Consider the following 20771-nt stretch of genomic DNA (forward strand, 5'->3'; position numbering starts at 1 on the left):
CTGATTTTCGCCATCATAATTAGTTGCAGCAGCATTCATACCGTACATAACATTTGTTGCTACTTCCCCCAACTTCTTAGTTTCCCATTCCTCCGTAAATTCAGGAAATCTCAAATTAGGAACGTTACCTACTTTTAATTTTTTATTTATCATCTCGATGATTCAATTTTCGTTAGTAAAAACATTAAGGATGTAAAAAATTAAAAAACAAGTCCTAATTCTTTGAAATACACATCAATCTCTTTGTCTAGTTCCGCTCGTTTTGCTTCTAAAGATTTGATTTCATGCATTACGGTTTGGATATCGATTTCTTCTTCGGCTTCAAACGTATCTACGTAGCGAGGAATGTTGAGGTTATAGTCATTCTCTGCAACTTCTTTTAGAGTAGCTAAGTGACTGTATTTTTCAATAGTCGTTCTGTTACGGTAGGTTTCCACAATCTTATCGATATGTTCTTCCCGCAACATATTTTGGTTCTTAACTTTCTCGAATTCTTTACTGGCATCAATAAATAAGATATGGTCAGGATCTTCCTTACACTTTTTAAATACCAGAATACAAGTCGGTATACTTGTTCCGTAGAAAATATTGGCAGGCAAGCCGATGACTGCATCCAAATAATTTTTCTGTTCAATCAGGTATTTGCGGATGTGCAGTTCTGCTGCTCCACGGAACAACACACCATGAGGAAGAACAATAGCCATTGTTCCATTTTCTGCCAAATGATAAATCATGTGTTGCACAAATGCAAAATCGGCTTTACTTGCGGGAGCTAATTTGCCATATTGGCTAAAACGATCGTCATTCAAAAATAATGGATTGGCACTCCAATTTGTGGAAAAAGGAGGATTGGCGACAATCGCTTCAAATGGCATATCGTTCAAATGCTGTGGATGTTCTAATGTATCCTCCTGTTTAATATCGAACTGACGATAATGCACGCCATGTAAGATCATATTCATTCGGGCAAGATTGTAGGTGGTGCGGTTCATTTCTTGTCCGTAGAAATTATTGACATCTTTCACTTCTCTTGCCACACGTAATAATAATGATCCCGAACCACAAGTTGGGTCATATACCGATTTTAAACGGTTTTTACCCGTAGTAACAATCTTTGCAAGAATCTTAGAAACTTCCTGAGGCGTATAAAATTCGCCCGCTTTTTTTCCTGCACCGCTGGCAAACTGACCGATCAAATATTCATAGGCATCACCTAAAACATCTAATTCTGTATCATTCAATTTGAAGTCAATTTCATCGAGATGCTTCAAAACTTTTACGATAAGTGTATTTCTAGCATCAGCCGTTCTACCCAGATTATTACTATTCAAATCCATATCAGAGAACAAGTCCTCAAAGTCTTCTTCACTTTGTGTTCCCATTGTACTGAGCTGAATATTGGTCAGGATTTTTTGTAAATCTTCAAGAATAAAATTGTTATCACCTCTTTTGGTAATTTCGCTAAATAGCTCAGAAGGTTTTAAAAAATACCCTAATGTTTCCAGAGCTTCTTCTCGAATGGCTTCAATATATTCTAAACCTTTAGGCGTATCTTCTTTGATATCTCTGAATTGGATTTGATCTTCTTCCAAAATGGAATTCGCATAGATTTCCATTTTTTCAGCCAAATATTTATAAAAAATAAATCCCAAAATATAATCTCGGAATTCATCTGCATTCATTTTTCCACGTAATGTATTGGCTATATTCCAGAGCTGTTGCTCTAATATTTTCTTCTGTTCTTCTGACATTGAAATAAGCGTTATTTGATTAGGGATTTTTAGTCCTTAAGAATCCACTAAAGTAGTAAACTTTTAGCTACTAAACATTATGTAGGCTGTAAAAAAGGTGGTTGTTTGAATAGACAAATTTGGTTTAGAAAATTTTAAAAATGCATTTGTTACAAGTAATACTAGAAGAAGTCAGCTATTTCTTTCTATAAGAATTTAAAGAACATTTTTTCTCTTTCGTTTTATTCATCTGTTTTTGACAAGGCTATCTTAGAAGTATTTTTTATAAATCTTTATCCATATACTGTTCTAAAGAAGATTTCAGTTGGTCTAAAAATGCGGTTCGGGAACCTGCACGATATTTCATTCGATGGAAAGAATGATGCAAATCTCCTAAAGAAATCTGAAACATTCTCTCTAAAGCCAAACTGATTTTGCGTATTCCTATTTTACCATTAGAAAGAGAGCTATTTGCGTAAAGAGCATAAATCAGTTCTATCAAGGCATTTTTGGTATCCGTCCAAAGGATGCTATCAGATATATCCCTCACAGAAAAATCTGCCATTTCATCATCATTTATTTTTTGTAGAATGTAGGTATAGAGTAGTTCGTTGGCTATTATCCGAGCCACTTTGTTATCATAATAAGTTGAAAACAGAGGGTCAATTTCAAATACAAAACTATTCAAACCATCGTGGAAATTAATATTGCCTAATCTAAAATAGGTTTCATCACGGTCGGTTCTTCCTGAACGGTAATATCGGTAAAAATCTGAATTGTAGATATGTTCCCTGTATTCCTGTTTTAACTCCTTTATTTGTTCTGAAAAATAACTTGCGTACATCTTTCCTCCATCAACAGGGCAAGCTGTCTGTATGCGAAAGATCTTATTGTGGTAAATGAGCTTGGAGAGGATATATGGCTTGATATTGCGAAAGAAATTGATCTCCTCCCAATGATTTTTAAAACCTTGCTTTGTAACATCCTCTCGTATAGACCATAAATATTCTTTCAGGTATATGGTCATTTGGTATGCTTCATCAATCTCATTGGGGGAAGTGAGCGAAATAGCTTTTTCTTTTCGCTGTATCTCCGAGATAATATGATTTAATGATGATGTCATTCAGTTTATATAATGGATCACTTGCAAACGCTAAAACAAAAGATAATGTCCATCTATTTCACAATTTCTTTAAGCTCATTTTCTGTCTTGTTATTACAAATAAAAATTCAGGAATCGGTATTCAGTTCCTGTTTTCCAGGGCTATAGGTTCGTTTTTATTCCTTCTTTAGCTAGATGTAGTTGAACAAAACCGTTTTTAAGTTTCTGTTCTTTATACTTAAATTTTGAATTTAACTCGTTGTTGTTTCCTAAAATAGCTCCAGCTCCAGTGATTATTGGATTGATGTTAAAATAAATATCTGTAACCAAATCTTTGTCTATAAAGGCATTGAAAGCACTTGCTCCACCTCCAACGGCAACTTCCTGTACATCTTTTCTAGACATATATTCAACAGCCTCTTCTGGACTACTTACGATCTTGTAGCCATCAACTGTATAAGGTTTATCAGACAATATGATGATTTCTACCCCATTAAAAAGCTCTTTTACTTCTTTTGGGAATTTTAGAAAATTTTCAAACGTTTTCAATCCTATCACAACGTTACCAACTTGTCTTACAAATTGCACGTAAAATTCCATAGCTTCTGGTGGTAACTGATGATGAGGGTTATCAGCTATTAAAATTCTTCCATTAGCCGAAATGTTTGCGATTACTGTTACTTTCATAATGAATTATTTTTTATAATTTCTGATTACAAAAATATCAGATATTCGATTTATATTTGCTATTCATTACCTTTTGGAAAGTAACTATTTTAATGGAAGACAATAAAAGTAACATCAATAAAGAAAGCATACTGGCGTTAAAAGATGGCATTGAACTTTTGAGTGGCAAATGGAAATTTTGTATCCTGCACAATTTACAGAACTATGGCACAATGAGGTTTAAAGATTTGCAAGAAATGGCTCTGGGAATATCCCCTAAAGTGCTATCCAAAGAGTTGCAGGAATTGGAAGATAACTTGCTGATTACTCGAACTGTTAATAACACCAAACCTGTTACCGTTTCTTATGCGCTTACCGCACACGCCAAAGAAACTGAAACAGTCGTCAAAGCTTTAATTGATTTTGGAATAAAGCATAGAAAGAAGATAAAAGGGAAATGATTTTTCTATATTGAGTTCAGTTTTTCATTTCTGAAAAAATATTCAAGCAATAGAAAAATTGCCAATGAGATATTAATGGGTAGTTGCCCTTATCCGTCATTATGAACTTTTTTCCTGCACTTTACCAAGTAAAACGGATAGTTTTCTGTTACTTCGGTTATTTCAAGAAGTCCTGTATTACTAAATTCTTCCTCAATGGTTTGCTTATCATAAAAGAAGATTTTAACTCCGCCAAACATTTCGAAACGGTCTTTGCTTAGTAGTGTTCCTTTTCCATAAGTTTGAGCCTCCTTAGTTATTGCTGTAAAAATCATTAATCCGCCTTCGGTCAACTGATTAAAACAGTCTTGGATTAATTTTGCTCTTTCGTCCTTATCCAACAAGTAAATTAAGCCATAGCAAAATATTCCCTCATATAACTTGTCGTCAAAAGGCATATCTGTAACCGAACCGTGATAAATTCTCAATTCGCTTCCAAAATGTTTTTGAGCCAAATCAATTGCTGTCTGCGAGATTTCAATACCTGTTACGGTCATTCCGTTCTCAAAAAAAATTTGTGCATTACGTCCATACCCAATTCCGGGAATAAGGACATTCTTGACATTATGTTCCAGAAAAATGTCCTTTGTCAAAACGGTAGATTTTGCAGGTTCTAAGCCCCACATTTCTTGTTTGTCTTTAAATGCTTCTTCCCAAAATTCTGTCATATTATTTACAGACTTTATCTTCTAAAATATCGCACATAAACCCCGATTGCTTTATGATTGAAATTATAATTTCTGAATTTATTTCGTTGTCTTCAACTCGTAAAATCGTATGTCCACAAGGATAAGGTAATTCGGTTTCGCATAAATCAAAAATGATTTTCAATTTTGGAAAACTGCTTTCAAGTATTTGTACAATGCGTTCTGCCTGAATTTTGCTTTGGATATTTGTAGTGAAAACTTCTATTCCACCAAATTTTAAGGTTTTTTCTGCTGTCATTTTATTCAAATCTTTTGGCAAAGATAAAAAAGTTTTTATTGTTGCGATAATGTCGCAATAAGTTAATGCAAATTATTTGCATTAACTTTGCAAAAGAAAAATAGTAGAGATGAAACGTAGAAACACACCGTCAAAAGAAGTCGTTTTCGACTTGCTGGTAAGTACAGGAAAAGCAATGAGCCGTGATGCGATTGAACAAAAAATAGATATAGGAATTGACAGGGCTACTATTTACAGAATATTAAATCGCTTTTGTGAGGACGGATTAGTGCATAAAATTGTAGCCGAAGACGGAAAACAATATTTTGCCGTATGTATAAAATGTGATGAAAAAAGTTTTGCCGATAACCATTTTCATTTTCGCTGTGTCAAATGTCAGACAATAGAGTGTTTACCCGAAACTGTTCATTTTTCTGTTCCCAATGGCTACAATGTTGAAAGTGTGAATTGTGTACTTACGGGAATTTGCAGGGATTGTTCGATTTTATAGTAAGAAAAACAGATTATTACAATCTCCTCCCTTTCTTCTTTTTTTTCATTCGATTAGCAAACTGTTCTTCCTCGTAATCGTCTCCTTGTGCATCGAGTAGCAGGCTGAACACACTTAAATCAAAATTAGACGAATGTTCCTGTGAGAGAAACTCAAAGAGGTCTTTTGTCGGTAGATTATCCAATTCATTTGTTTTGGTATTAGGCTTGTCCTGTATTTTCAATTCGGGTTTATTTCCGTTATTCCACCAATCCTCAAACATATTTGCCGACAAATTTCGGTCTAATTGTGAGCCGTTCCAAACACTTCGGCTTTCGTGGTCAATAAAGGTCATACCGTAAATTCGTCCGCTTTCGTTTCTTCGGACAACGGTATTGATGCCCTGCTCGGTCAATTGCTTTTTAAAATCCGTTGCGTTGCTTGTGGTATGTATGGCAAGCTCCACTGTATTTTTCAGTAGAGACCTCGCAGGATTGGTTTTCATTTTCTCTTTGGACTGTTCAAAGTGTTTTTGCAGTTGTGCAACGCCTGCATCTTTTCCGAATAGCGATGCTTTAAATGGATTGCTTGCCTTGTTTCCTTTCTCGTCCAATGCTATATACACCAACCCGTTTACAGTCTGACCGTTTCGCTCTCCTTTGACCCCTTCTGCTGTGATATTGAAAAGTGATAGCAAGGCATTATAACTCCCCATAGTTGAAAAGTTATAATACTTTGTTAGATACCGTACTACCGAAGCAATCTGACTTTTGATGTCTCCTTCATGGTAATCCACAGGTCTGAAAATTTTGTTGGCTTGTTTCTGCTCCTGTTCGGTAGCCTTTTGCAGATTGTATTTTGTTTCCAAATCCCGACAGATAGCCATTGAGCGTGGATAGTCATAATCATCGGGGATTTTCCTGCCGTCAATGCCTACACAGGTCGAAACGACATGGATATGCGTTCTGTCAATGTCCGTATGCTTGAAAACGATATAGGGTTGATTGCCATAACCCATACGCTCCATATACTCCTGAGCCATTTCGGTAAACTGTTCATCGCTAACCCTATCCGCAGGATCTGGGTTCAGCGAAATATGGCGTACAGCCTTTTCCGTTTTAATATTTGCCGAAAAATATGGCTCAAAGCACTTATTAAAATAGGCTACGGAATACCTGCCGTCCACCGTATCGGGTATCTTATTCAGTAATAAAACCGCTCCGTTTTCCCTGTCCACTTTCTGCTGATTGTACAAAATTGCACCATACATATTGCTTCCCTTTCCAATTTTTGCAATCATAACTTTATTCTTTTTTCAGGTACTTCTCTTCAAATTCCTGTGTTAAACGGATGACTTCTTTAGTAAGCTTTACTAATTCTATGGTGTCCTTTTCCAATCTAAAAAGATATGTTCCTGCTTTTTTCTCGGAAAAATTGCGGTATAATATCTTCACAATCTGATTATAATTTGTTCCGATTGCTCGGAACTGGCTAAAAAATCGGGTCAATTTTTCGTGATAATCTAATGCATCCATATCAATTTTTACGGTCTTTACCGTCTTCTGAAAGATGCAAGCGGTAATAAAATGAGCAATGACTTTCATTTCTGACTGGTCAAAGAGAGCAAGAAATTTAGCATTATCCTCCGCATTCAGGTTGATAGAATACCGATGAACCGCAGGGTCAATCTTTGGTTTTCTTCCTGATTTCTTAATCTGTTTTCTGTTTTTCTCTTCCATAATAATCCATTTTAATTTTTAAACAAACGGGCGACTTCGGAGCCGTTTCCAGCCCCCTGCAAGGGCAAGTGCTTTTGAGGTGCCGAAATTCATTTCGAGTACCTCAAAAGATAACTTGCTCTGAACAAGGGTTCAGAAAATCCGTTTTGCAAACGGATTGGAGTTAGCAGGAAAAACCCATCGCTACCGATTACAAATTTCGGCAAGACTATTTGAATAACAGCTATTTACCATAACGACAATGAACGCCAAATGCTACCTTTGAGTGCCATATCAACATAGACTGGGACTGCTTTTGCTTTCTTTGTATATGGTTAGCTGGCTGATTGTTTATATCCTTAACTATGTAACCAATCAGCATAAATCCTGACAGCAAATCTGCGTGATTGAATGCAGACGAATTACAGATTTTTGAGTTAATGAACTAACCAATTAGGGGTATGCAGGTGCTTAGGTAGATAGGTAGATAGATGCAACAGTATGTACAGCTGATTGCTTAGTTAACCAAACAGCTAATTGGATATAATATTAAAAACAAGAGATATGGTACACGAAGAAAACAAAAATCAGCAACCCGAAAAAGAGGATTTTTCTATTGAAAATTTCCTAACTGATGAAAAGAAGCAACCATTCACGGAACAACAGGTAGTAACACATCGGGAAGACTTTGCCAAACCCGAAGTAGATGAGGAAGCTATTATGCGTGTAATGGCAGGCGAAGAACCTTCGGAAACTGAAACGCAACATACAAAAATACCTGCGAGTAATACAAAAAAGATGATTTATAAGCCAAAGAAGCTGACCAAAGAGGATTACTACGGACAGTTCTTTAAAATTCCGAACAGTACAGCAAGCAGGGGGAAATCGGTCTATGTACGGCAGGAACACCACGAAACATTTAACAGGCTCACCAATATTATGGGCATCGACAAACTGACGATTTATGCGTATCTGGACAATATTATCGAATACCACTTTCAGGAGTTTGGTGAATTGATTAGGGAAATCTACAACGAGAAACACAAACCGTTATTCTAATAAATATACGTGGTGGGTGGTACGTTCTCTCTCCTAAAATTATTTTCCAAAACAAAAAAACAGAAAAAAAAGAAAGCCATTCAAACAAGGCGGACAGGCGTTAAAACCAAAAGGAAACGGAATAAGTCCCGAAGGGTGGCAGGGCAACAAAAAAACTCGGCGAAGCCACCTTATCTGCCCTGCCATTATGCCGTAGTCTTTTGGTTGGGCGGTGCGGTGGGTGTCCGCCTTATCTTTGCTACCTTTTGTTCTTTTTTTAATCCCATTCTAATATAATGAAAGGGTACAAAAAACACGTGTGGGCTAACGATGGGGTGTTTTTGGTATGCTTTCCCTTATCCGTACAAAACTTTTTAAATGTGAAGGGGCTTTGCGAGGAAAATTTAAAGTGTTTTGAGGATTGCTTTCCATTTACATTGTGCCAATACGAGCCAAATACTGCCACATAAAGCCAAAGGAAAAAATACATTCCCTTGTGTTCTATATTGGGGGAAATTTTGAAACTATGGCACAAAAAGCAACAACCGACAAGGAGCGGAAAGAGAAAGTACAAATCAAGGAAGAAGAGCGTAGCCCTTTGATGCAGGTTGATAAGCAGGGCGACCCGATTTCCAATTTCATCGCCAATTTTAAACGCCAGTTCAGGGAAACAAAAGGCTTAATAAATTGGAACAGGCTGTTCGGTGGCAGACGTGCCGAACAGCCAAAACAGCCTGCCCAGCCCGAAAGCGTAATTGGTGCTACAAAAACGGTTATGCGTTCGGATTTCAAAAACGATGAAAAAAGCCAGACTGTACAGCCTAACAAAAAGCCTGCCTTGAGAATGGACAATACAGTCAAAACACAACAGGCTCGCCCGAAAAACAATAAACCAAAACTGGGATTTTAATACCGCATTTGGCAACTGTACGCCAAATACCGCCATCAGATGCAACATTAGGATGACCTATGTAAATAGCTTTTATTTTCGAGGTTTAAATGATGCAGATATGGAAATAACAGTTTTAGACATTCAGATTTTAAAAGCACTGAACAGGGAAGTTAAGGAAGTTTCTTTATTGATTAAGGAAATGACCGCACCCTACAAGGCATTGCAACAGGCAACGAAATGGCTCGACCAGCAGGAAGCCTGCCAACTGCTGAACATCAGCAAACGAACATTGCAGACGTACAGGGCAAAAGGCATTCTTGGGGCAACGCAAATCAATCGGAAGACGTATTTCAGATTATCCGAAGTGGAATTACTGATGCAGGGAGAGCGACCATTAAAAAAGCAGAAGAAATGAAACAGATTGGAGATTCAAACGAAGATATGTTTGCACTGCTCGAAGCTGTGGTAGGCATCAAAAATGAACTGCTGTATATCAGGGAATATTTCCACCCACTTTTAAAAGGGGAAATCTACCTGTCAGGCGAACAGGTCTGCGAGATGCTTCACATCAGTAAACGGACACTGCAACAGTACAGAGATGACGGACTGATACCGTTTATTAAACTCGAACGGAAAATCCTTTTCCGTGAAAGCGATATTATCAAGGTATTGGAAGATAACTATCAGCGTTAGCCGTTAAAAAAAAGAATGCTCTGAAACTGTAACCGTATCGGTCAATTAAACAAACAGCCCACCGCTTAAAAAACGGTGGGCTGTGCTGTTTCAAGGAACTATGATATAAGTTACAGGCTTGCCACAAAAGACTGTTCCATACCCTTAAATTTATGCGATACCTTCTGCATATCCTTACCAACTTTCTCGTTGAGAATTTTGGCGTAAATCTGTGTGGTGGCAATATTCTTATGCCCTAACATTTTGCTTAAACTTTCGAGCGGAACACCCTCACTTAAAAATAAAGTGGCAAAGGTATGGCGTGCCAAATGAAAGGTTACTTTCTTTTCTTTTAGGCAGTCAATCAATTGGGATATACGCTTTAAACTATCATTGCAAACTGTATTTGATGGTACAGGAAATACCTTTCCGTCCTTTGTAAATCCTGCATATTTCTCAATAATCATTTTCGCTATATCCAAGAGCATCACATTTGATGATGTAGCCGTTTTCTTCCTGCGTACAATAATCCACTGGTTGCCGTCAAAGAAATCCTGAAGATTGCTGTTTCTAAGCCCTTTCATATCGGAATAGGAAAGCCCTGTAAAGCAACTGAAAACAAACAGGTCTTTAACCAATTCGTCTTTCTTTTTCTCGCAGTTGAACGTTACGAGCTGTTCCAATTCGTTCCGCAACAGATAGCCACGGTCTTTGTCCTTTTTGGTATTCTTGTACTCGCTGAACGGATTAAAGGCAAGATGCTTTCTGCTCATTGCCAATCGGCAGAGCGTGGTAAATCCAATCATATACAGCCAAATGGTGTTGTGTGTCAAACCTTGGTCGTCACGCAGGTAATAATCAAATTCCTGCACAAAATCAGAAGTAAGGTCGTTGAATGATAAGTCAGGGTAGCCGTATTTTGTCAGTGCAAAATTACGCAGGTGCTTTAAAAGTATTTTGTACTTACTGCGTGTGCCATTTACCCGAAGTCCGCTGTTTACCTTTTTTTCATAATCGGAAAGGAACTGTTCATAGAACTTGAAAAAAGTCAGTTCTCCGCTTTCCATACCGAGAAAGGCGTTTTTAAGTTTGGCACTGTTTACAACCCCCTCGTTTTTTAAGATTTTGGAATAGCATTCCTCGATACCCAAACGGATTTTATCAAGTTTGCCGTTTACCTCTTGTGCTTCTCGGCTCTTGCCCAAAACCCTGCCGTACTTCAAATCCCAATTTGTTGCGGAAATATCCAGTTTAGTACTGAATGCAGACTGCTTGCCGTTTACAGTAATCCTGCACATAACCGTAACCTTTCCGTTTTTCTTCGGAGCATTCTTTTTAAGGTAGAACAATACCTTAAATGTTGATTTTTTTGTCGTTTCCATACTCACAATTCTTAATGATAAAATTAAACTTATGTGAGCTACGGAACAATATGAAAAATTATGCAGAAAGCTGAAATACAGTATTTTATTAGGGTTATTTTCTGTTTTCAAAAGTAACGTTTTAGTAACCTTACTTTTGCCAAACCTCGCTTTTTACTGCTTTTTACCTCATTACCAAAAAATCATAAAACGGCTGTAAAGTCTTTATTTACAACCGCTTTGCCTGTTTCTAATCTTTGATGTATTTTTACTGAAAATTTATTTTAAAAAGTTTGGCGGTATTGTCTAAGTATCCATATTCTGGATATCCAGTACGAGCGACATAGTTGGGTTTGCTCAGTAGTGGTTCTATAATAGGGGCTAGATCCGGATTTCCGGCAAGAGCCGCCTGTAGAAAGGGCGAAATATCGGTGGAGGTAGAGCCTCCGTAAAAATTTACGCCATTGTAGTTGGGATCAGTTAGGCTGGTTCCTGGTCCATTTTTATTGCTAGCATCATTGGCGACCCAATCTTTAGCCTGAGTATATTGTGTATTTATTTTGAAGGCGATTTTATCATTTATTTTTTTGGCGAAACGAATTGTCCAATCGTAATAGGGAGAAGGCGATACGGGGTCATTTTTTTTCTTGTTATTGATGTGATTGACCCCTTGAGTGATTAACACGCTAATTCCTTGGTATTTGAATGGATCTTTACCCGTCATAACCATAGTTCCATTTAATCCCCTTGAACCATATAATGCAGAGGATGCTCCTGAAAGAAGTTCAATATTATCCACATCGAGCTGAGTTAGACCAATTGCGGAGCCGAGCGGGAAATTTAACCCAGGTGCCTGGTTGTCCATACCATCTACGATTTGGGTGAAATTAGTATTACCGCTTGTATTGAAACCTCTAGTTGTTACACTGGTAAACCCCAGACTAGAGACAGTTACGTCTACTCCCTTTAGTCCTTGCATCATATCCATGTAATTGAGTTGCGGGGAGTTAACGACATCTTTGGCACTGATCTGTTCGATGGTAACTGGAGATGACAGTTTATTTTGAACTGTTCTGCTTGCCGAGACGACGACTTCTTGGCCAAGAATCTGGGCTGGTTTTAAAAGGAGTTCTAATGGTGTTGAAAAACTTTCTACGATGAATTCTTGAGGTTCATAACCTATTGAGGAAATCAATAATGTGATCGGAAGTGATTTAGAGGTTTTCAATTGAAACCTACCCCGATCGTCACTATACGTGCCATCGGTGCCATTTTTAACGCGAATCGAGATCGCGTATGCGGCTTCATTGGTGGTGCTGTTTTTAATGCTTCCTTTAATAAGGCTCTGCGCGAGGACTGTGCCTGACATACAGAGATAAAGGATCAGATTGAGTAAAAGGACCTTTTTCATATTTATAATTGGTTAGTTTTAGCAACAACATTAAAAAATATCAAAAATAGCTTTTACCCTTTCTCTAGTTTCTATCGAATACTACATTGCGGCTACTTTTTAATTCCTTTAAAAATCAAAGACACTAAAAATTTGGTGTCTTGCAGACTTTGCGAATAATCAATTTCAGGCTCTTGTTTTAGTATAGCCTGTTGCTCTACGCTGTGTTTTAGTGCATTAGAAAAGTTGATCAGTACGGAAGCTGTATTTTTCGGATCTTTTAATTCCAATTCTCCCTCTTTAACTGCTTCTTCCAATAGCTGTGTGAGGAATGCTTTTTCTCGAATCATCAAGGCATCATATAGCTCGAAGAATCGCGGAAGTAATTTACCCATTGATTCTACTGAAACGCGATTCATGTTCAATACATTTTTATAATAATTGAATCGTGATTCGAGATAAAATGCAGTTCTATTTTCAATTCCTACTTTTTGAATCGTAGCACTTTGTAGCGAATGAATATAGTTTTCGCCTTCTTCTAGTGCTACCTCGATGAATATATCTTCTTTGCTTTTATAGTAATAGTATAATGATGTTTTATTGAGGCCAACAGCTTTGGCAATGTCTTCAAGGGTTGTTTTGTCCAAACCGAATTTCGCAAAACATTCCATTGCTGATTTACCAATTTTTTTCTTTACTTCTTCTTTCTTACTCATATTGCTTAGACTAAAGTTATAAATACAAATTCAATTTTCCAAACATTTTATTAAAAAGTTTGAAAAGTTGAAAATAACGTGTTTTAATTTTTTAAACTTAATAAAATTAAGGTATTAATAGTTTTTTATTGATCATCATCTTTATTTTTTCTTTATCAAAATAGATAAGATGATGGTTAATTAGGATTAGTACACATGATTATCAATAATAAGGAGTGAAAGAAAGAGGGAATGTTATTTTTGAATCCATATCATTAAAATATACCATATTTTCTTTAATATCTATAGATTTAAGCTACTTGGTTATTTGTTGAAGTTCATCAGGACCCAAGGTAAGATGTTTTGAATAATAAAATACGGGGGCCATAGCCCCCGTAATTCTTCTATGCTTAATTAGGGTTAAGCATCTTTTTGCTGAAATTGTGCTTCAACGTATTTTTTAAAGTTATTGAGGATGGCCTGCCACCCCGAGTGTTGTTGTTCTTCGGAATGTGAGGTTTCGCTATCAAAACTCTGAACGATTGTTACCACGTTTTTGTTTTCAAAAAATGTAGTACTTACCTTTCGGTTGTCTCCAAGGGTATATGCTATATGCCTAAGAGGCCTCACTTCATCATATTGTCCTTCAAAATTAAAATCAAAACTTTTATCCTTTGCGGCCATGTGAAAACTGAATCGACCTCCATTTCGCAAATCATTGCTTACGCTTGTTGTTTCCCAATCATCGCTTGCAGCATTCCAGTGAATAATATGCTCTGGTTTGCTAAATAGTTTCCAGACATATTCTAAGGGGGCATTTATATCGGCACTGACTGTAATTGTTGACATAATTTGTAATTTATAAGGAATTAGTATAAAGGTAATTAATATTTTTATCAGGTTGAAATTTCCTGTTAATTATCATCAAAAGCTAGACTTTTCCAATTTTCTTTTTTAAGATATTTAATCATGATTAAAAATATAATCCACGCTATAATGGTAATCACCCAAATTATAATTTCGTATTCATGAATAACGATATGTAAGTAACCTACTAATGCTAAAAGTCCTAATATAAACAGGTTGATGATTGTTCTACTTTTCCCGTTTTCTATAGATTGTGAAAAGGGAAAAGATTTGACTAGGAATAACATAACAAGAACACTTTCAATACCTCCTATGGCTGTTGCTAGCAGAATGTCATTGGTCACATGTGCGCCAAAAAGGGGGACACAAATGATTAGAAAAATTAAATTGAAGGGTACGAAATATTTTAAGAATGCTGATTTTAAAACTCCTGACATTAATTCTCCTGTTTGTTGAATAGGGGCTGCATAATAGATCCATGCCGCTTTGTATTTTTCACTTTTAGTGATTAGCTGGAAAACAGTTAATACTGTAAAAAGCGATAGATAGAAAATCATAATATAAAGTCCTGATGTATTCACACGGTCAATTTGTTCTACCAATGTATTATTTTTCCCCTGCAGAAATAGAAAAATGAAGTAGATCGGTAAGTAAGCCATTGTGGGATACAATTGCATTTTAAACTCTCTAGACCGTGAAGTTATTAACCAAATGATTGAAAATCCAGCTTTTTCCAATGGTGTATTTGTGAATATTTTTTCTATTTTTTTATAAAACGAAATTTTCCCCTCTTGTGATAGTTCTTCTTTTTTAACTGGGCTGTCTCCGATAGCTAACTGTGCTATTTTATTATTAAAATCTTTCGAAAATAATTGTGATGACCCTAAAATGGCTACAATAAGTAAAATGATGCTAAGAGAAGCAAAAATAAGTGTCAAACCACTGAAATCTTTAACTAGCATGGCTTGAAAAGATGCGATCCATGTTCCTGGAGAAATCCATAGTAATTTAAGATGATAAATACTGTTTTCTCCTTCTGTAAAACTTTGCATTACTCTAGGGCCAATTTGATAACCTAGAAAAATAAAAATGGAAAAGAATATCTGGATGTAACTGATTGTATCTTTAAATTTTTGAATAGACAGAAAACGTAGACATAAGGAATAGAAAATATTGACAAAGAAAACCGCTATTAAAGCTGCTATTATAATTTGAACAAGAAATATCGATGCTGCAAAAATATTCCAACTGACAAATACATAGATCAATGCCGGTAATGTTATGGGCAGTAATTGCGTAGAAATCTTTATTAGCATGTATAATATCCTTGAAAAAGCAACTGTTTTATCATTCACTGGTCTTGGTAAAATGATATATTGGTCCTTGTTATCAAGAAGAATTGTTGAGAAGTCTGTTATCAGCGATAATGATAATATGGATAATATAAACGTTAAGAATAATGATGTTGCTAAGAATTTATCGGGGATGATAATAACAAATGATAAGAACATGAGCCCCATAAGGGAGAAAATAAAAAATTGAAACCAGGTTGAATTTTTAGCTGGTTTCTTATTTTGATTCTTCGTGAACGAGGCTAAAGGACGACGATCATCTATTGTTAATTTTGTTTCAATTATTATCCTTAATTGGGCAACATCGATACCTATGCTTGTCCATAATTTGCTGAAAAGCAAAATGAATTTTAATGTTAATTTCTGCATATTATTTTATCGAATTGCTGAAATAATATGTGATGCATCTATGTTTCCATCTTCTTTTCCTGTGAGTTTTGAGAAAATTTGTTCTAACGTATCAGATTGGTTCGTTTTTAATTGCTCGAAACTTCCATCAGCTATAATATTACCTTCTGAGATTAACATAATGCGATCGGATACTTTTTCGACAACGTCCATCATATGCGAGCAGTAAAATATTGTTTTGCCTTCTTTAGCCAAAAGGGAAATCAATTCTTTTACAATAATAACAGCATTAGCATCTAATCCGGATAATGGTTCATCTAAAATTATAATTTGGGGATTATGTATTATACCTGAAATTAATAATACTTTTTGGCGCATACCTTTAGAAAATGTATCCATCCTGTTATTTAAATTTTCTTCAAGACCAAATGCTTTAAGTAATTGTTGTGCCCTTTGTTGAATTAATGTATCTTCCATACCATACAGTTTACCTACAAAATCAAGGTATTCCATAGGCGTCAATACCTCATATAGTTCTGCATTTTCTGGTACATAACCGATTTGACTTTTTACGGTAAGCGGATCTTCTTTAATATCTATATCATTAATAAAAACCTCTCCTTCAAAATCATTGATCAAACCCGTAAGTATTTTAACTGTAGTCGATTTACCGGCACCATTGGGGCCAATATAACCGATTACTTGACCGGGATAAATATCAAGATTTATGCCCTTTAATATTTCTTTTGATCCGTATGATTTTCTAAGATTTGAAATTCGGATAATTGGTTTGCTCACATCCATAAAATAAATTATTCTGAGCTAAAGATATAAAATTTGAATGGGTAATGATACTAATTTATGGAGAAAGAAATATTTGATTAAAAAGGTTTAAGAATTGGATATCGTATTATAGAGAATATTTAACGATATCCATTTCTAAAATGAATCTGTGGTATATTCATTTGTATATGTTTCTAGAAATTTACGCTAGGTCCATTAATCATAATTAATGGGATAGCCTTCCTCATCTAAATCATCGCGTAAATCTTCCGGTGTTTCGGCTAGTTTCTTATCTATTGGCTTCAATTTTACTTCTCCTTCAATCCGCATTCCACCTTCTTCGAGATCGTCTTCGATGAGTTCGTCTAAATCTGCATATTCATCACCAACGTAGGGGTTTGAATTGTCGTAAGTAGAATCGTCATCTGCAGCCCCTTCGGCGACAGTATCATAATCACTTGGGTGATCGTAATCAGGGTCGCTATCTTCCACATCTAATGAAAATGATTGTTTATCTGGATCGTAAGCTAATTGGTCGGCGTTTGAATTTTGAACTTCATCTTCATTCGCGATTTTCTTTTTAGACATTTTAAATTCTCCTTTCTATATATAGAGAAAACAAAAGAACACTAGAAAAGTTTAAAATTACGACTCGATTTTGATATCATATTCGTTAAGTAGGCCCGGCAGACTTAGGAGTGAAAACTTTGCTTTTTTTAATTTGTTTTTATTCGGTGACAGCATCAGATTTTGTGCATCTCGAAAATCGACCTGCTCCAAATTGGTCTGATCAAATATTGCTTGATTTAGATCACAATTTTGGAAAGATGACCCTGTTAGATCTGCTTCAGAAAAATCTACTTCCCGTAATTGGCAACTTCTAAAGGTTGTTTTTTTTAGCTTCAATTGATAAAATGAAGCATGATCGATATTGCAGTTTTCAAAAGTAAAAGATAAACCGAAGCGGTTGCATTGCTGAAATTGTAAGCCTAATAGTTTACAGTTTTTAAATAGGACTTGTTGGAATGTTGTTCCGGATAATTCGGCTAATGAGAAATTACAATCTATAAATGTACAATCTGCAAAAATGCTATTGTTTAATTTATTGTTTGAAAAGTCGCAGTTTTCGAAACGGCAATTATCGTATTCAGCTTGTTCAAAGTTATTTTTTTTATAATCGATGAAAGTTATTTTTTCTCCTTCGTAATATGCTGCGGTCATATCCAAAAATAGAAATTTTAAATTAGGAATATGTTATAAATAGTCCTCTTTATTTATATCAGTTTATAAGATGCTACAGAACTATGAGTATAATGGGTTCATGATGAACAGGAATCCGAATTGATTTTGCAATAAAACAATATGCATTGGCCTTAGTATGTAATTCTGTGGCAAGTGTCATCAATTCTGGATTTCTGATCCAGACGGTTGGTTGGAGTGTAACTTTTGTAAATTGACCAGCCCCAGATTTCTCTTCTGTTAGAATACCTATCGGTTGATCTTCATATCGTACTACTTGTATACCCGATTCGGCACAAAAGTGTAAATACCAAAGCATATGACACGTTGATAGTGAACTTAGGAATAAATCTTCTGGGTTATGTTTTGTTGGATCACCTAAAAAAGCAGGATCTGAAGATCCTGCAATTACTGCTTTGTGCGGTATGCTGATTTCAAAATCACGTTTATAGTCTTTATAGGAAGCGGTATCTTTTCCAGTATTTCCCATCCAGATTACTTTTTGCTTGTATTGATGTTCTTTTGCCATATTAACGTATTTAGAAAGCTGAATTGATCATTCAGCTTTCTAAAATTAATATAATAATTTTCTATTCCGGGGTATTATTATCAACATTGATCATCCAATTAATGCCAAATTGATCTGTTAACATGCCAAAATATGCTCCCCAGAATGTTTGAGTCATTTTCATAGACTGTATTCCATTGACTGAAAGTATATCATAGAGCCTATCTGCGTCTTCTTTATCTGTACTGTTAATTGATAGTGTAATATTCGTTCCTTTTATATAATTTCCACAATTACCATCAATACTATCGCTACCCATTAAAATACTATCTCCGTGTATGGGTAATGAAACATGCATGATTTTATCTTTCTGTTCTGGTGATAGCGGTGTTTGTCCCTCAGCTGTAGGCATCTCACCAAATTTACCTATGTACTGGAATTCTTTCTTGAAAACATTTTTATAGAAGTTAAATGCCTCCTCGCAGTTGCCTTCAAATGTTAAATAAGGATTGATTGTTGTCATGGTATTTTTATTTACTCCGTTTCTAGTTTTGTTTTTAACCTTTCTAAGCCTGTCGCTAAATCACCGCCTAACATTTTATCAAAATCCATACAGAGCAGCATGAGATTCATCGGGTAGCTCATGTGTCCATCAAATCCCCAGATTACTCTTGTTGCAGTTGGAGATATTGAATCTGTGATCATGTACGCCTTATCTTTGGATTCAAATGGTTTAATAAATCGAATTTCAAAATCAATTCTTTTGCCTTCTTCGATTTTAACAATTTCCTGCTCCCCTTTTCTACACTATCTGCTTTACTGTCCCAAGCTGAAATAAATCCAACAGTTCCATCTGTACCTTGATATGTTTTTGTCATTAAAGGATCCATCATTGCCCATTTACTGAAGTTATTTTGATTGCGTAGGTATTTGATATAATCAAATACTTCTTGTTTTGGTTTGTTAATGGTAATTTCTCTTTTAACAGCATAATCTTTTTTAAGAAATAGAGCTGTTATTAAAAGTACTGCCACTATGAGAAGCAATACAATAACTATTTTCTTTAGAATTTTCATATTGGTAATTTTAGTAGTTTATAACAGCGCTTCTTTGGGGAATTTGTCTGCAATTAAATTTAGATTTATACCGTGTTCAAGGTATGCTTTGCAACCATCGAGTACTGTTGTAAATCCTCCGGTAGAATCTATTAATACTTGCAATAATTCATCTCCTGATTGCTGGAAACCTCTTTGATGGATTGTGACATACGTACGATCTGGAGACAGTGATTTAAAATTGAACTCTACTAAAGTTTCGGGTTGTCCCCATAGTACTTTAATTTTTTCATTGGCGATGATATCCTGTACTTTAGCAGTACTTTTTACACCATACATTTCCCATTCCCAAATAACTGTTTTTCCAATTTCTAGTTTTCCGGAGCTTTTGGTAAACCAAAAATGGACAGTAATCGCAGGATCTATAAATGATTGAAACACCTGTTCAACAGGTTTTCTAATTAACATTTGAGCTTCTACAGATATTTGGTTTTTCATAACGTGTATTACTGAATCTGTTTTAAATACTTAATAATACTGATAACATCCTGTTTTCCTAATCCTGCATCATGTGCTTTTTGATACGTTTCCAGTAGCACTGTATTCATTGGGGTGTTAACACCTTCTTTTTTTGCGAGGTTTAGATCTTTTAACATGAAGTCCAAAGCAAAGGCGGGTGCATAATCTTGCTGTAATAGGAGTGGAGTTTTTACTTTAGTTGCTCCACTTCCACAGGCACTTTCATTGATTATTTCTAATATGTCTTCTGTTTTAATTCCACTTTTTTCAGCAAATAAAACTGTTTCGGCAAGGCCCTGATAGATGATAGAGAGAAAATAATTTATAGCCAGTTTAGCTGAAATACCACTTCCTACGGGACCAACATGCTTTACTGCCTTACCTAATTTATTTAAATAGGGTAATACTTCTTGCAGGTCTTTTTCTTCTCCACCAGCCATGATAATCAATGTTCCTTCTTTAGCAGGAACAGTACTCCCTGCTACAGGTGCATCCATAAACCGAGCTTGCTTTTCTTGAATTTTTTGTGCTATCGTTAAAGTAAGGTCTTTGGAAATCGTACTCATATCGATAAATATTTTTCCTGATATATCTTCAAGATGAAATATATCTTCATAAAGATCTATTATTGCCGCATCGTTCGAAACCATGGTGAAGATAATATCACAGTTTTTGACTAATTCAACGGCACTTATATAAACTTCTGAAAGATCTGTGAATGGTTCTGATTTACTTGGAGTTCGATTGAAGACGGAAAGGGGAAATCCTGCATTTTCTAGATTTTTTGCCATTGGAAATCCCATGTTTCCCAATCCGATCCAACCTATATTTTTATGATGCATATGTATTAAGTTTATAACAGGTATAACAACTATTTTTTAAGATGGTTTTTACTTTTAGAGGTGATTATTTGTTTGATAAG

At 35.6% G+C, this 20771-nt stretch carries 27 protein-coding genes; 6 read left to right on the forward strand and 21 right to left on the reverse strand.

Features of this window, described 5'->3' with window-relative positions; all coding sequences use genetic code 11:
* Window positions 1-200 precede the first annotated feature (200 nt).
* The 3 genes from JAZ75_RS12035 to JAZ75_RS12045 all read right to left on the reverse strand — a co-directional run bounded on the left by JAZ75_RS12035 (window position 201) and on the right by JAZ75_RS12045 (window position 3519).
* On the reverse strand, window positions 201-1751 hold the full coding sequence (locus JAZ75_RS12035; RefSeq protein WP_208702121.1) for a type I restriction-modification system subunit M: 1551 nt from the start codon (window positions 1749-1751) through the stop codon (window positions 201-203).
* Window positions 1752-2013: 262 nt separating this feature from the next.
* On the reverse strand, window positions 2014-2853 hold the full coding sequence (locus JAZ75_RS12040) for an RteC domain-containing protein (RefSeq protein ID WP_208702123.1): 840 nt from the start codon (window positions 2851-2853) through the stop codon (window positions 2014-2016).
* A gap of 141 nt (window positions 2854-2994) precedes the next feature.
* The gene (locus tag JAZ75_RS12045) at window positions 2995-3519 is read right to left on the reverse strand and encodes a dihydrofolate reductase family protein (protein ID WP_208702125.1); all 525 of its coding nucleotides are present in this window, start codon (window positions 3517-3519) and stop codon (window positions 2995-2997) included.
* Window positions 3520-3611: 92 nt separating this feature from the next.
* Between JAZ75_RS12045 and JAZ75_RS12050 the strand changes: the two genes are divergently transcribed.
* A complete protein-coding gene (locus JAZ75_RS12050; protein WP_024568191.1) occupies window positions 3612-3959 on the forward strand; it encodes a winged helix-turn-helix transcriptional regulator in 348 nt (115 codons plus the stop codon).
* An 89-nt stretch (window positions 3960-4048) separates the two neighbouring features.
* Here the strand turns inward: JAZ75_RS12050 and JAZ75_RS12055 are convergent, their stop codons facing one another.
* Both JAZ75_RS12055 and JAZ75_RS12060 read right to left on the reverse strand, forming a co-directional pair.
* Window positions 4049-4666 carry a class I SAM-dependent methyltransferase gene (locus JAZ75_RS12055; protein ID WP_208702127.1) on the reverse strand — a complete coding sequence of 206 codons (618 nt, stop codon included), beginning with the start codon at window positions 4664-4666 and terminating at the stop codon, window positions 4049-4051.
* Window position 4667: 1 nt separating this feature from the next.
* Window positions 4668-4943, reverse strand: coding sequence for a hypothetical protein (locus JAZ75_RS12060; protein ID WP_208702129.1), 276 nt, complete (start codon window positions 4941-4943; stop codon window positions 4668-4670).
* Between the two features lie 109 nt (window positions 4944-5052).
* On the opposite strand from JAZ75_RS12060, the gene JAZ75_RS12065 reads away from it, so the two are divergent.
* Complete coding sequence (locus JAZ75_RS12065) at window positions 5053-5433, forward strand: Fur family transcriptional regulator (RefSeq protein ID WP_208702131.1); 381 nt, start codon at window positions 5053-5055, stop codon at window positions 5431-5433.
* Window positions 5434-5449: 16 nt separating this feature from the next.
* Here JAZ75_RS12065 and mobB read toward each other — a convergent pair whose 3' ends face one another.
* Together mobB and mobA are read right to left on the reverse strand one after the other, a co-directional pair.
* Window positions 5450-6712 carry a conjugal transfer protein MobB gene (gene mobB / locus JAZ75_RS12070; protein WP_208702133.1) on the reverse strand — a complete coding sequence of 421 codons (1263 nt, stop codon included), beginning with the start codon at window positions 6710-6712 and terminating at the stop codon, window positions 5450-5452.
* 4 nt (window positions 6713-6716) lie between these two features.
* Entirely contained in the window at window positions 6717-7151 is a 435-nt protein-coding gene (mobA, locus tag JAZ75_RS12075; protein ID WP_208702135.1) for a conjugal transfer protein MobA, read from the reverse strand.
* Between the two features lie 543 nt (window positions 7152-7694).
* On the opposite strand from mobA, the gene JAZ75_RS12080 reads away from it, so the two are divergent.
* The 4 genes from JAZ75_RS12080 (at window position 7695) to JAZ75_RS26195 (ending at window position 9753) form a co-directional block, all read left to right on the forward strand.
* Window positions 7695-8189: a DUF3408 domain-containing protein gene (locus tag JAZ75_RS12080; protein ID WP_099366022.1), complete on the forward strand. Its 495-nt coding sequence runs from the start codon at window positions 7695-7697 to the stop codon at window positions 8187-8189.
* A 505-nt stretch (window positions 8190-8694) separates the two neighbouring features.
* Window positions 8695-9078 carry a hypothetical protein gene (locus JAZ75_RS12085; RefSeq protein WP_059333860.1) on the forward strand — a complete coding sequence of 128 codons (384 nt, stop codon included), beginning with the start codon at window positions 8695-8697 and terminating at the stop codon, window positions 9076-9078.
* A 181-nt stretch (window positions 9079-9259) separates the two neighbouring features.
* Window positions 9260-9475, forward strand: a complete 216-nt coding sequence (locus JAZ75_RS12090) for a helix-turn-helix domain-containing protein (RefSeq protein WP_231576760.1) — start codon at window positions 9260-9262, stop codon at window positions 9473-9475.
* Window positions 9476-9501: 26 nt separating this feature from the next.
* Window positions 9502-9753, forward strand: coding sequence for a helix-turn-helix domain-containing protein (locus JAZ75_RS26195; RefSeq protein ID WP_262707566.1), 252 nt, complete (start codon window positions 9502-9504; stop codon window positions 9751-9753).
* A gap of 110 nt (window positions 9754-9863) precedes the next feature.
* Here the strand turns inward: JAZ75_RS26195 and JAZ75_RS12100 are convergent, their stop codons facing one another.
* The 14 genes from JAZ75_RS12100 to JAZ75_RS12160 all read right to left on the reverse strand — a co-directional run bounded on the left by JAZ75_RS12100 (window position 9864) and on the right by JAZ75_RS12160 (window position 20691).
* On the reverse strand, window positions 9864-11114 hold the full coding sequence (locus JAZ75_RS12100) for a site-specific integrase (RefSeq protein WP_099366020.1): 1251 nt from the start codon (window positions 11112-11114) through the stop codon (window positions 9864-9866).
* Window positions 11115-11361: 247 nt separating this feature from the next.
* Complete coding sequence (locus tag JAZ75_RS12105) at window positions 11362-12504, reverse strand: carboxypeptidase-like regulatory domain-containing protein (protein ID WP_208702137.1); 1143 nt, start codon at window positions 12502-12504, stop codon at window positions 11362-11364.
* 92 nt (window positions 12505-12596) lie between these two features.
* Window positions 12597-13199 carry a TetR/AcrR family transcriptional regulator gene (locus JAZ75_RS12110; RefSeq protein ID WP_021188558.1) on the reverse strand — a complete coding sequence of 201 codons (603 nt, stop codon included), beginning with the start codon at window positions 13197-13199 and terminating at the stop codon, window positions 12597-12599.
* 399 nt (window positions 13200-13598) lie between these two features.
* Window positions 13599-14027, reverse strand: coding sequence for an SRPBCC domain-containing protein (locus JAZ75_RS12115; protein WP_183917155.1), 429 nt, complete (start codon window positions 14025-14027; stop codon window positions 13599-13601).
* Window positions 14028-14092: 65 nt separating this feature from the next.
* Window positions 14093-15766, reverse strand: a complete 1674-nt coding sequence (locus JAZ75_RS12120) for a hypothetical protein (RefSeq protein WP_208702139.1) — start codon at window positions 15764-15766, stop codon at window positions 14093-14095.
* Between the two features lie 6 nt (window positions 15767-15772).
* Complete coding sequence (locus tag JAZ75_RS12125) at window positions 15773-16549, reverse strand: ABC transporter ATP-binding protein (protein ID WP_021188562.1); 777 nt, start codon at window positions 16547-16549, stop codon at window positions 15773-15775.
* 195 nt (window positions 16550-16744) lie between these two features.
* Window positions 16745-17116, reverse strand: coding sequence for a hypothetical protein (locus JAZ75_RS12130; RefSeq protein ID WP_021188563.1), 372 nt, complete (start codon window positions 17114-17116; stop codon window positions 16745-16747).
* A 57-nt stretch (window positions 17117-17173) separates the two neighbouring features.
* Window positions 17174-17749 carry a pentapeptide repeat-containing protein gene (locus JAZ75_RS12135; protein ID WP_208702141.1) on the reverse strand — a complete coding sequence of 192 codons (576 nt, stop codon included), beginning with the start codon at window positions 17747-17749 and terminating at the stop codon, window positions 17174-17176.
* Window positions 17750-17822: 73 nt separating this feature from the next.
* Window positions 17823-18296 carry an OsmC family protein gene (locus JAZ75_RS12140; RefSeq protein WP_208702143.1) on the reverse strand — a complete coding sequence of 158 codons (474 nt, stop codon included), beginning with the start codon at window positions 18294-18296 and terminating at the stop codon, window positions 17823-17825.
* Between the two features lie 61 nt (window positions 18297-18357).
* A complete protein-coding gene (locus JAZ75_RS12145) occupies window positions 18358-18798 on the reverse strand; it encodes a VOC family protein (RefSeq protein WP_208702145.1) in 441 nt (146 codons plus the stop codon).
* Between the two features lie 11 nt (window positions 18799-18809).
* Window positions 18810-18980, reverse strand: a complete 171-nt coding sequence (locus tag JAZ75_RS26005) for a hypothetical protein (RefSeq protein ID WP_232789427.1) — start codon at window positions 18978-18980, stop codon at window positions 18810-18812.
* On the reverse strand, window positions 18977-19351 hold the full coding sequence (locus JAZ75_RS12150) for a hypothetical protein (protein ID WP_232789428.1): 375 nt from the start codon (window positions 19349-19351) through the stop codon (window positions 18977-18979). The genes JAZ75_RS26005 and JAZ75_RS12150 overlap by 4 nt, the downstream gene beginning before the upstream one ends.
* A gap of 18 nt (window positions 19352-19369) precedes the next feature.
* Window positions 19370-19828 carry an SRPBCC family protein gene (locus JAZ75_RS12155; RefSeq protein ID WP_208702147.1) on the reverse strand — a complete coding sequence of 153 codons (459 nt, stop codon included), beginning with the start codon at window positions 19826-19828 and terminating at the stop codon, window positions 19370-19372.
* Between the two features lie 8 nt (window positions 19829-19836).
* The gene (locus JAZ75_RS12160) at window positions 19837-20691 is read right to left on the reverse strand and encodes an NAD(P)-dependent oxidoreductase (RefSeq protein WP_208702149.1); all 855 of its coding nucleotides are present in this window, start codon (window positions 20689-20691) and stop codon (window positions 19837-19839) included.
* Window positions 20692-20771: the final 80 nt, after the last annotated feature.

Source organism: Sphingobacterium sp. UDSM-2020 (assembly GCF_016132525.1).
GTDB classification, from domain to species: Bacteria; Bacteroidota; Bacteroidia; order Sphingobacteriales; family Sphingobacteriaceae; genus Sphingobacterium; species Sphingobacterium anhuiense.

Coding starts and splice junctions, on each gene's coding strand:
- JAZ75_RS12035 (WP_208702121.1), bottom strand. CDS start 1,751: ATGTCAGAAGAACAGAAGAAAATATTAGAGCAACAGCTCTGGAATATA.
- JAZ75_RS12040 (WP_208702123.1), bottom strand. CDS start 2,853: ATGACATCATCATTAAATCATATTATCTCGGAGATACAGCGAAAAGAA.
- JAZ75_RS12045 (WP_208702125.1), bottom strand. CDS start 3,519: ATGAAAGTAACAGTAATCGCAAACATTTCGGCTAATGGAAGAATTTTA.
- JAZ75_RS12050 (WP_024568191.1), top strand. CDS start 3,612: ATGGAAGACAATAAAAGTAACATCAATAAAGAAAGCATACTGGCGTTA.
- JAZ75_RS12055 (WP_208702127.1), bottom strand. CDS start 4,666: ATGACAGAATTTTGGGAAGAAGCATTTAAAGACAAACAAGAAATGTGG.
- JAZ75_RS12060 (WP_208702129.1), bottom strand. CDS start 4,943: ATGACAGCAGAAAAAACCTTAAAATTTGGTGGAATAGAAGTTTTCACT.
- JAZ75_RS12065 (WP_208702131.1), top strand. CDS start 5,053: ATGAAACGTAGAAACACACCGTCAAAAGAAGTCGTTTTCGACTTGCTG.
- mobB (WP_208702133.1), bottom strand. CDS start 6,712: ATGATTGCAAAAATTGGAAAGGGAAGCAATATGTATGGTGCAATTTTG.
- mobA (WP_208702135.1), bottom strand. CDS start 7,151: ATGGAAGAGAAAAACAGAAAACAGATTAAGAAATCAGGAAGAAAACCA.
- JAZ75_RS12080 (WP_099366022.1), top strand. CDS start 7,695: ATGGTACACGAAGAAAACAAAAATCAGCAACCCGAAAAAGAGGATTTT.
- JAZ75_RS12085 (WP_059333860.1), top strand. CDS start 8,695: ATGGCACAAAAAGCAACAACCGACAAGGAGCGGAAAGAGAAAGTACAA.
- JAZ75_RS12090 (WP_231576760.1), top strand. CDS start 9,260: ATGACCGCACCCTACAAGGCATTGCAACAGGCAACGAAATGGCTCGAC.
- JAZ75_RS26195 (WP_262707566.1), top strand. CDS start 9,502: ATGTTTGCACTGCTCGAAGCTGTGGTAGGCATCAAAAATGAACTGCTG.
- JAZ75_RS12100 (WP_099366020.1), bottom strand. CDS start 11,114: ATGGAAACGACAAAAAAATCAACATTTAAGGTATTGTTCTACCTTAAA.
- JAZ75_RS12105 (WP_208702137.1), bottom strand. CDS start 12,504: ATGAAAAAGGTCCTTTTACTCAATCTGATCCTTTATCTCTGTATGTCA.
- JAZ75_RS12110 (WP_021188558.1), bottom strand. CDS start 13,199: ATGAGTAAGAAAGAAGAAGTAAAGAAAAAAATTGGTAAATCAGCAATG.
- JAZ75_RS12115 (WP_183917155.1), bottom strand. CDS start 14,027: ATGTCAACAATTACAGTCAGTGCCGATATAAATGCCCCCTTAGAATAT.
- JAZ75_RS12120 (WP_208702139.1), bottom strand. CDS start 15,766: ATGCAGAAATTAACATTAAAATTCATTTTGCTTTTCAGCAAATTATGG.
- JAZ75_RS12125 (WP_021188562.1), bottom strand. CDS start 16,549: ATGGATGTGAGCAAACCAATTATCCGAATTTCAAATCTTAGAAAATCA.
- JAZ75_RS12130 (WP_021188563.1), bottom strand. CDS start 17,116: ATGTCTAAAAAGAAAATCGCGAATGAAGATGAAGTTCAAAATTCAAAC.
- JAZ75_RS12135 (WP_208702141.1), bottom strand. CDS start 17,749: ATGACCGCAGCATATTACGAAGGAGAAAAAATAACTTTCATCGATTAT.
- JAZ75_RS12140 (WP_208702143.1), bottom strand. CDS start 18,296: ATGGCAAAAGAACATCAATACAAGCAAAAAGTAATCTGGATGGGAAAT.
- JAZ75_RS12145 (WP_208702145.1), bottom strand. CDS start 18,798: ATGACAACAATCAATCCTTATTTAACATTTGAAGGCAACTGCGAGGAG.
- JAZ75_RS26005 (WP_232789427.1), bottom strand. CDS start 18,980: ATGATCACAGATTCAATATCTCCAACTGCAACAAGAGTAATCTGGGGA.
- JAZ75_RS12150 (WP_232789428.1), bottom strand. CDS start 19,351: ATGAAAATTCTAAAGAAAATAGTTATTGTATTGCTTCTCATAGTGGCA.
- JAZ75_RS12155 (WP_208702147.1), bottom strand. CDS start 19,828: ATGAAAAACCAAATATCTGTAGAAGCTCAAATGTTAATTAGAAAACCT.
- JAZ75_RS12160 (WP_208702149.1), bottom strand. CDS start 20,691: ATGCATCATAAAAATATAGGTTGGATCGGATTGGGAAACATGGGATTT.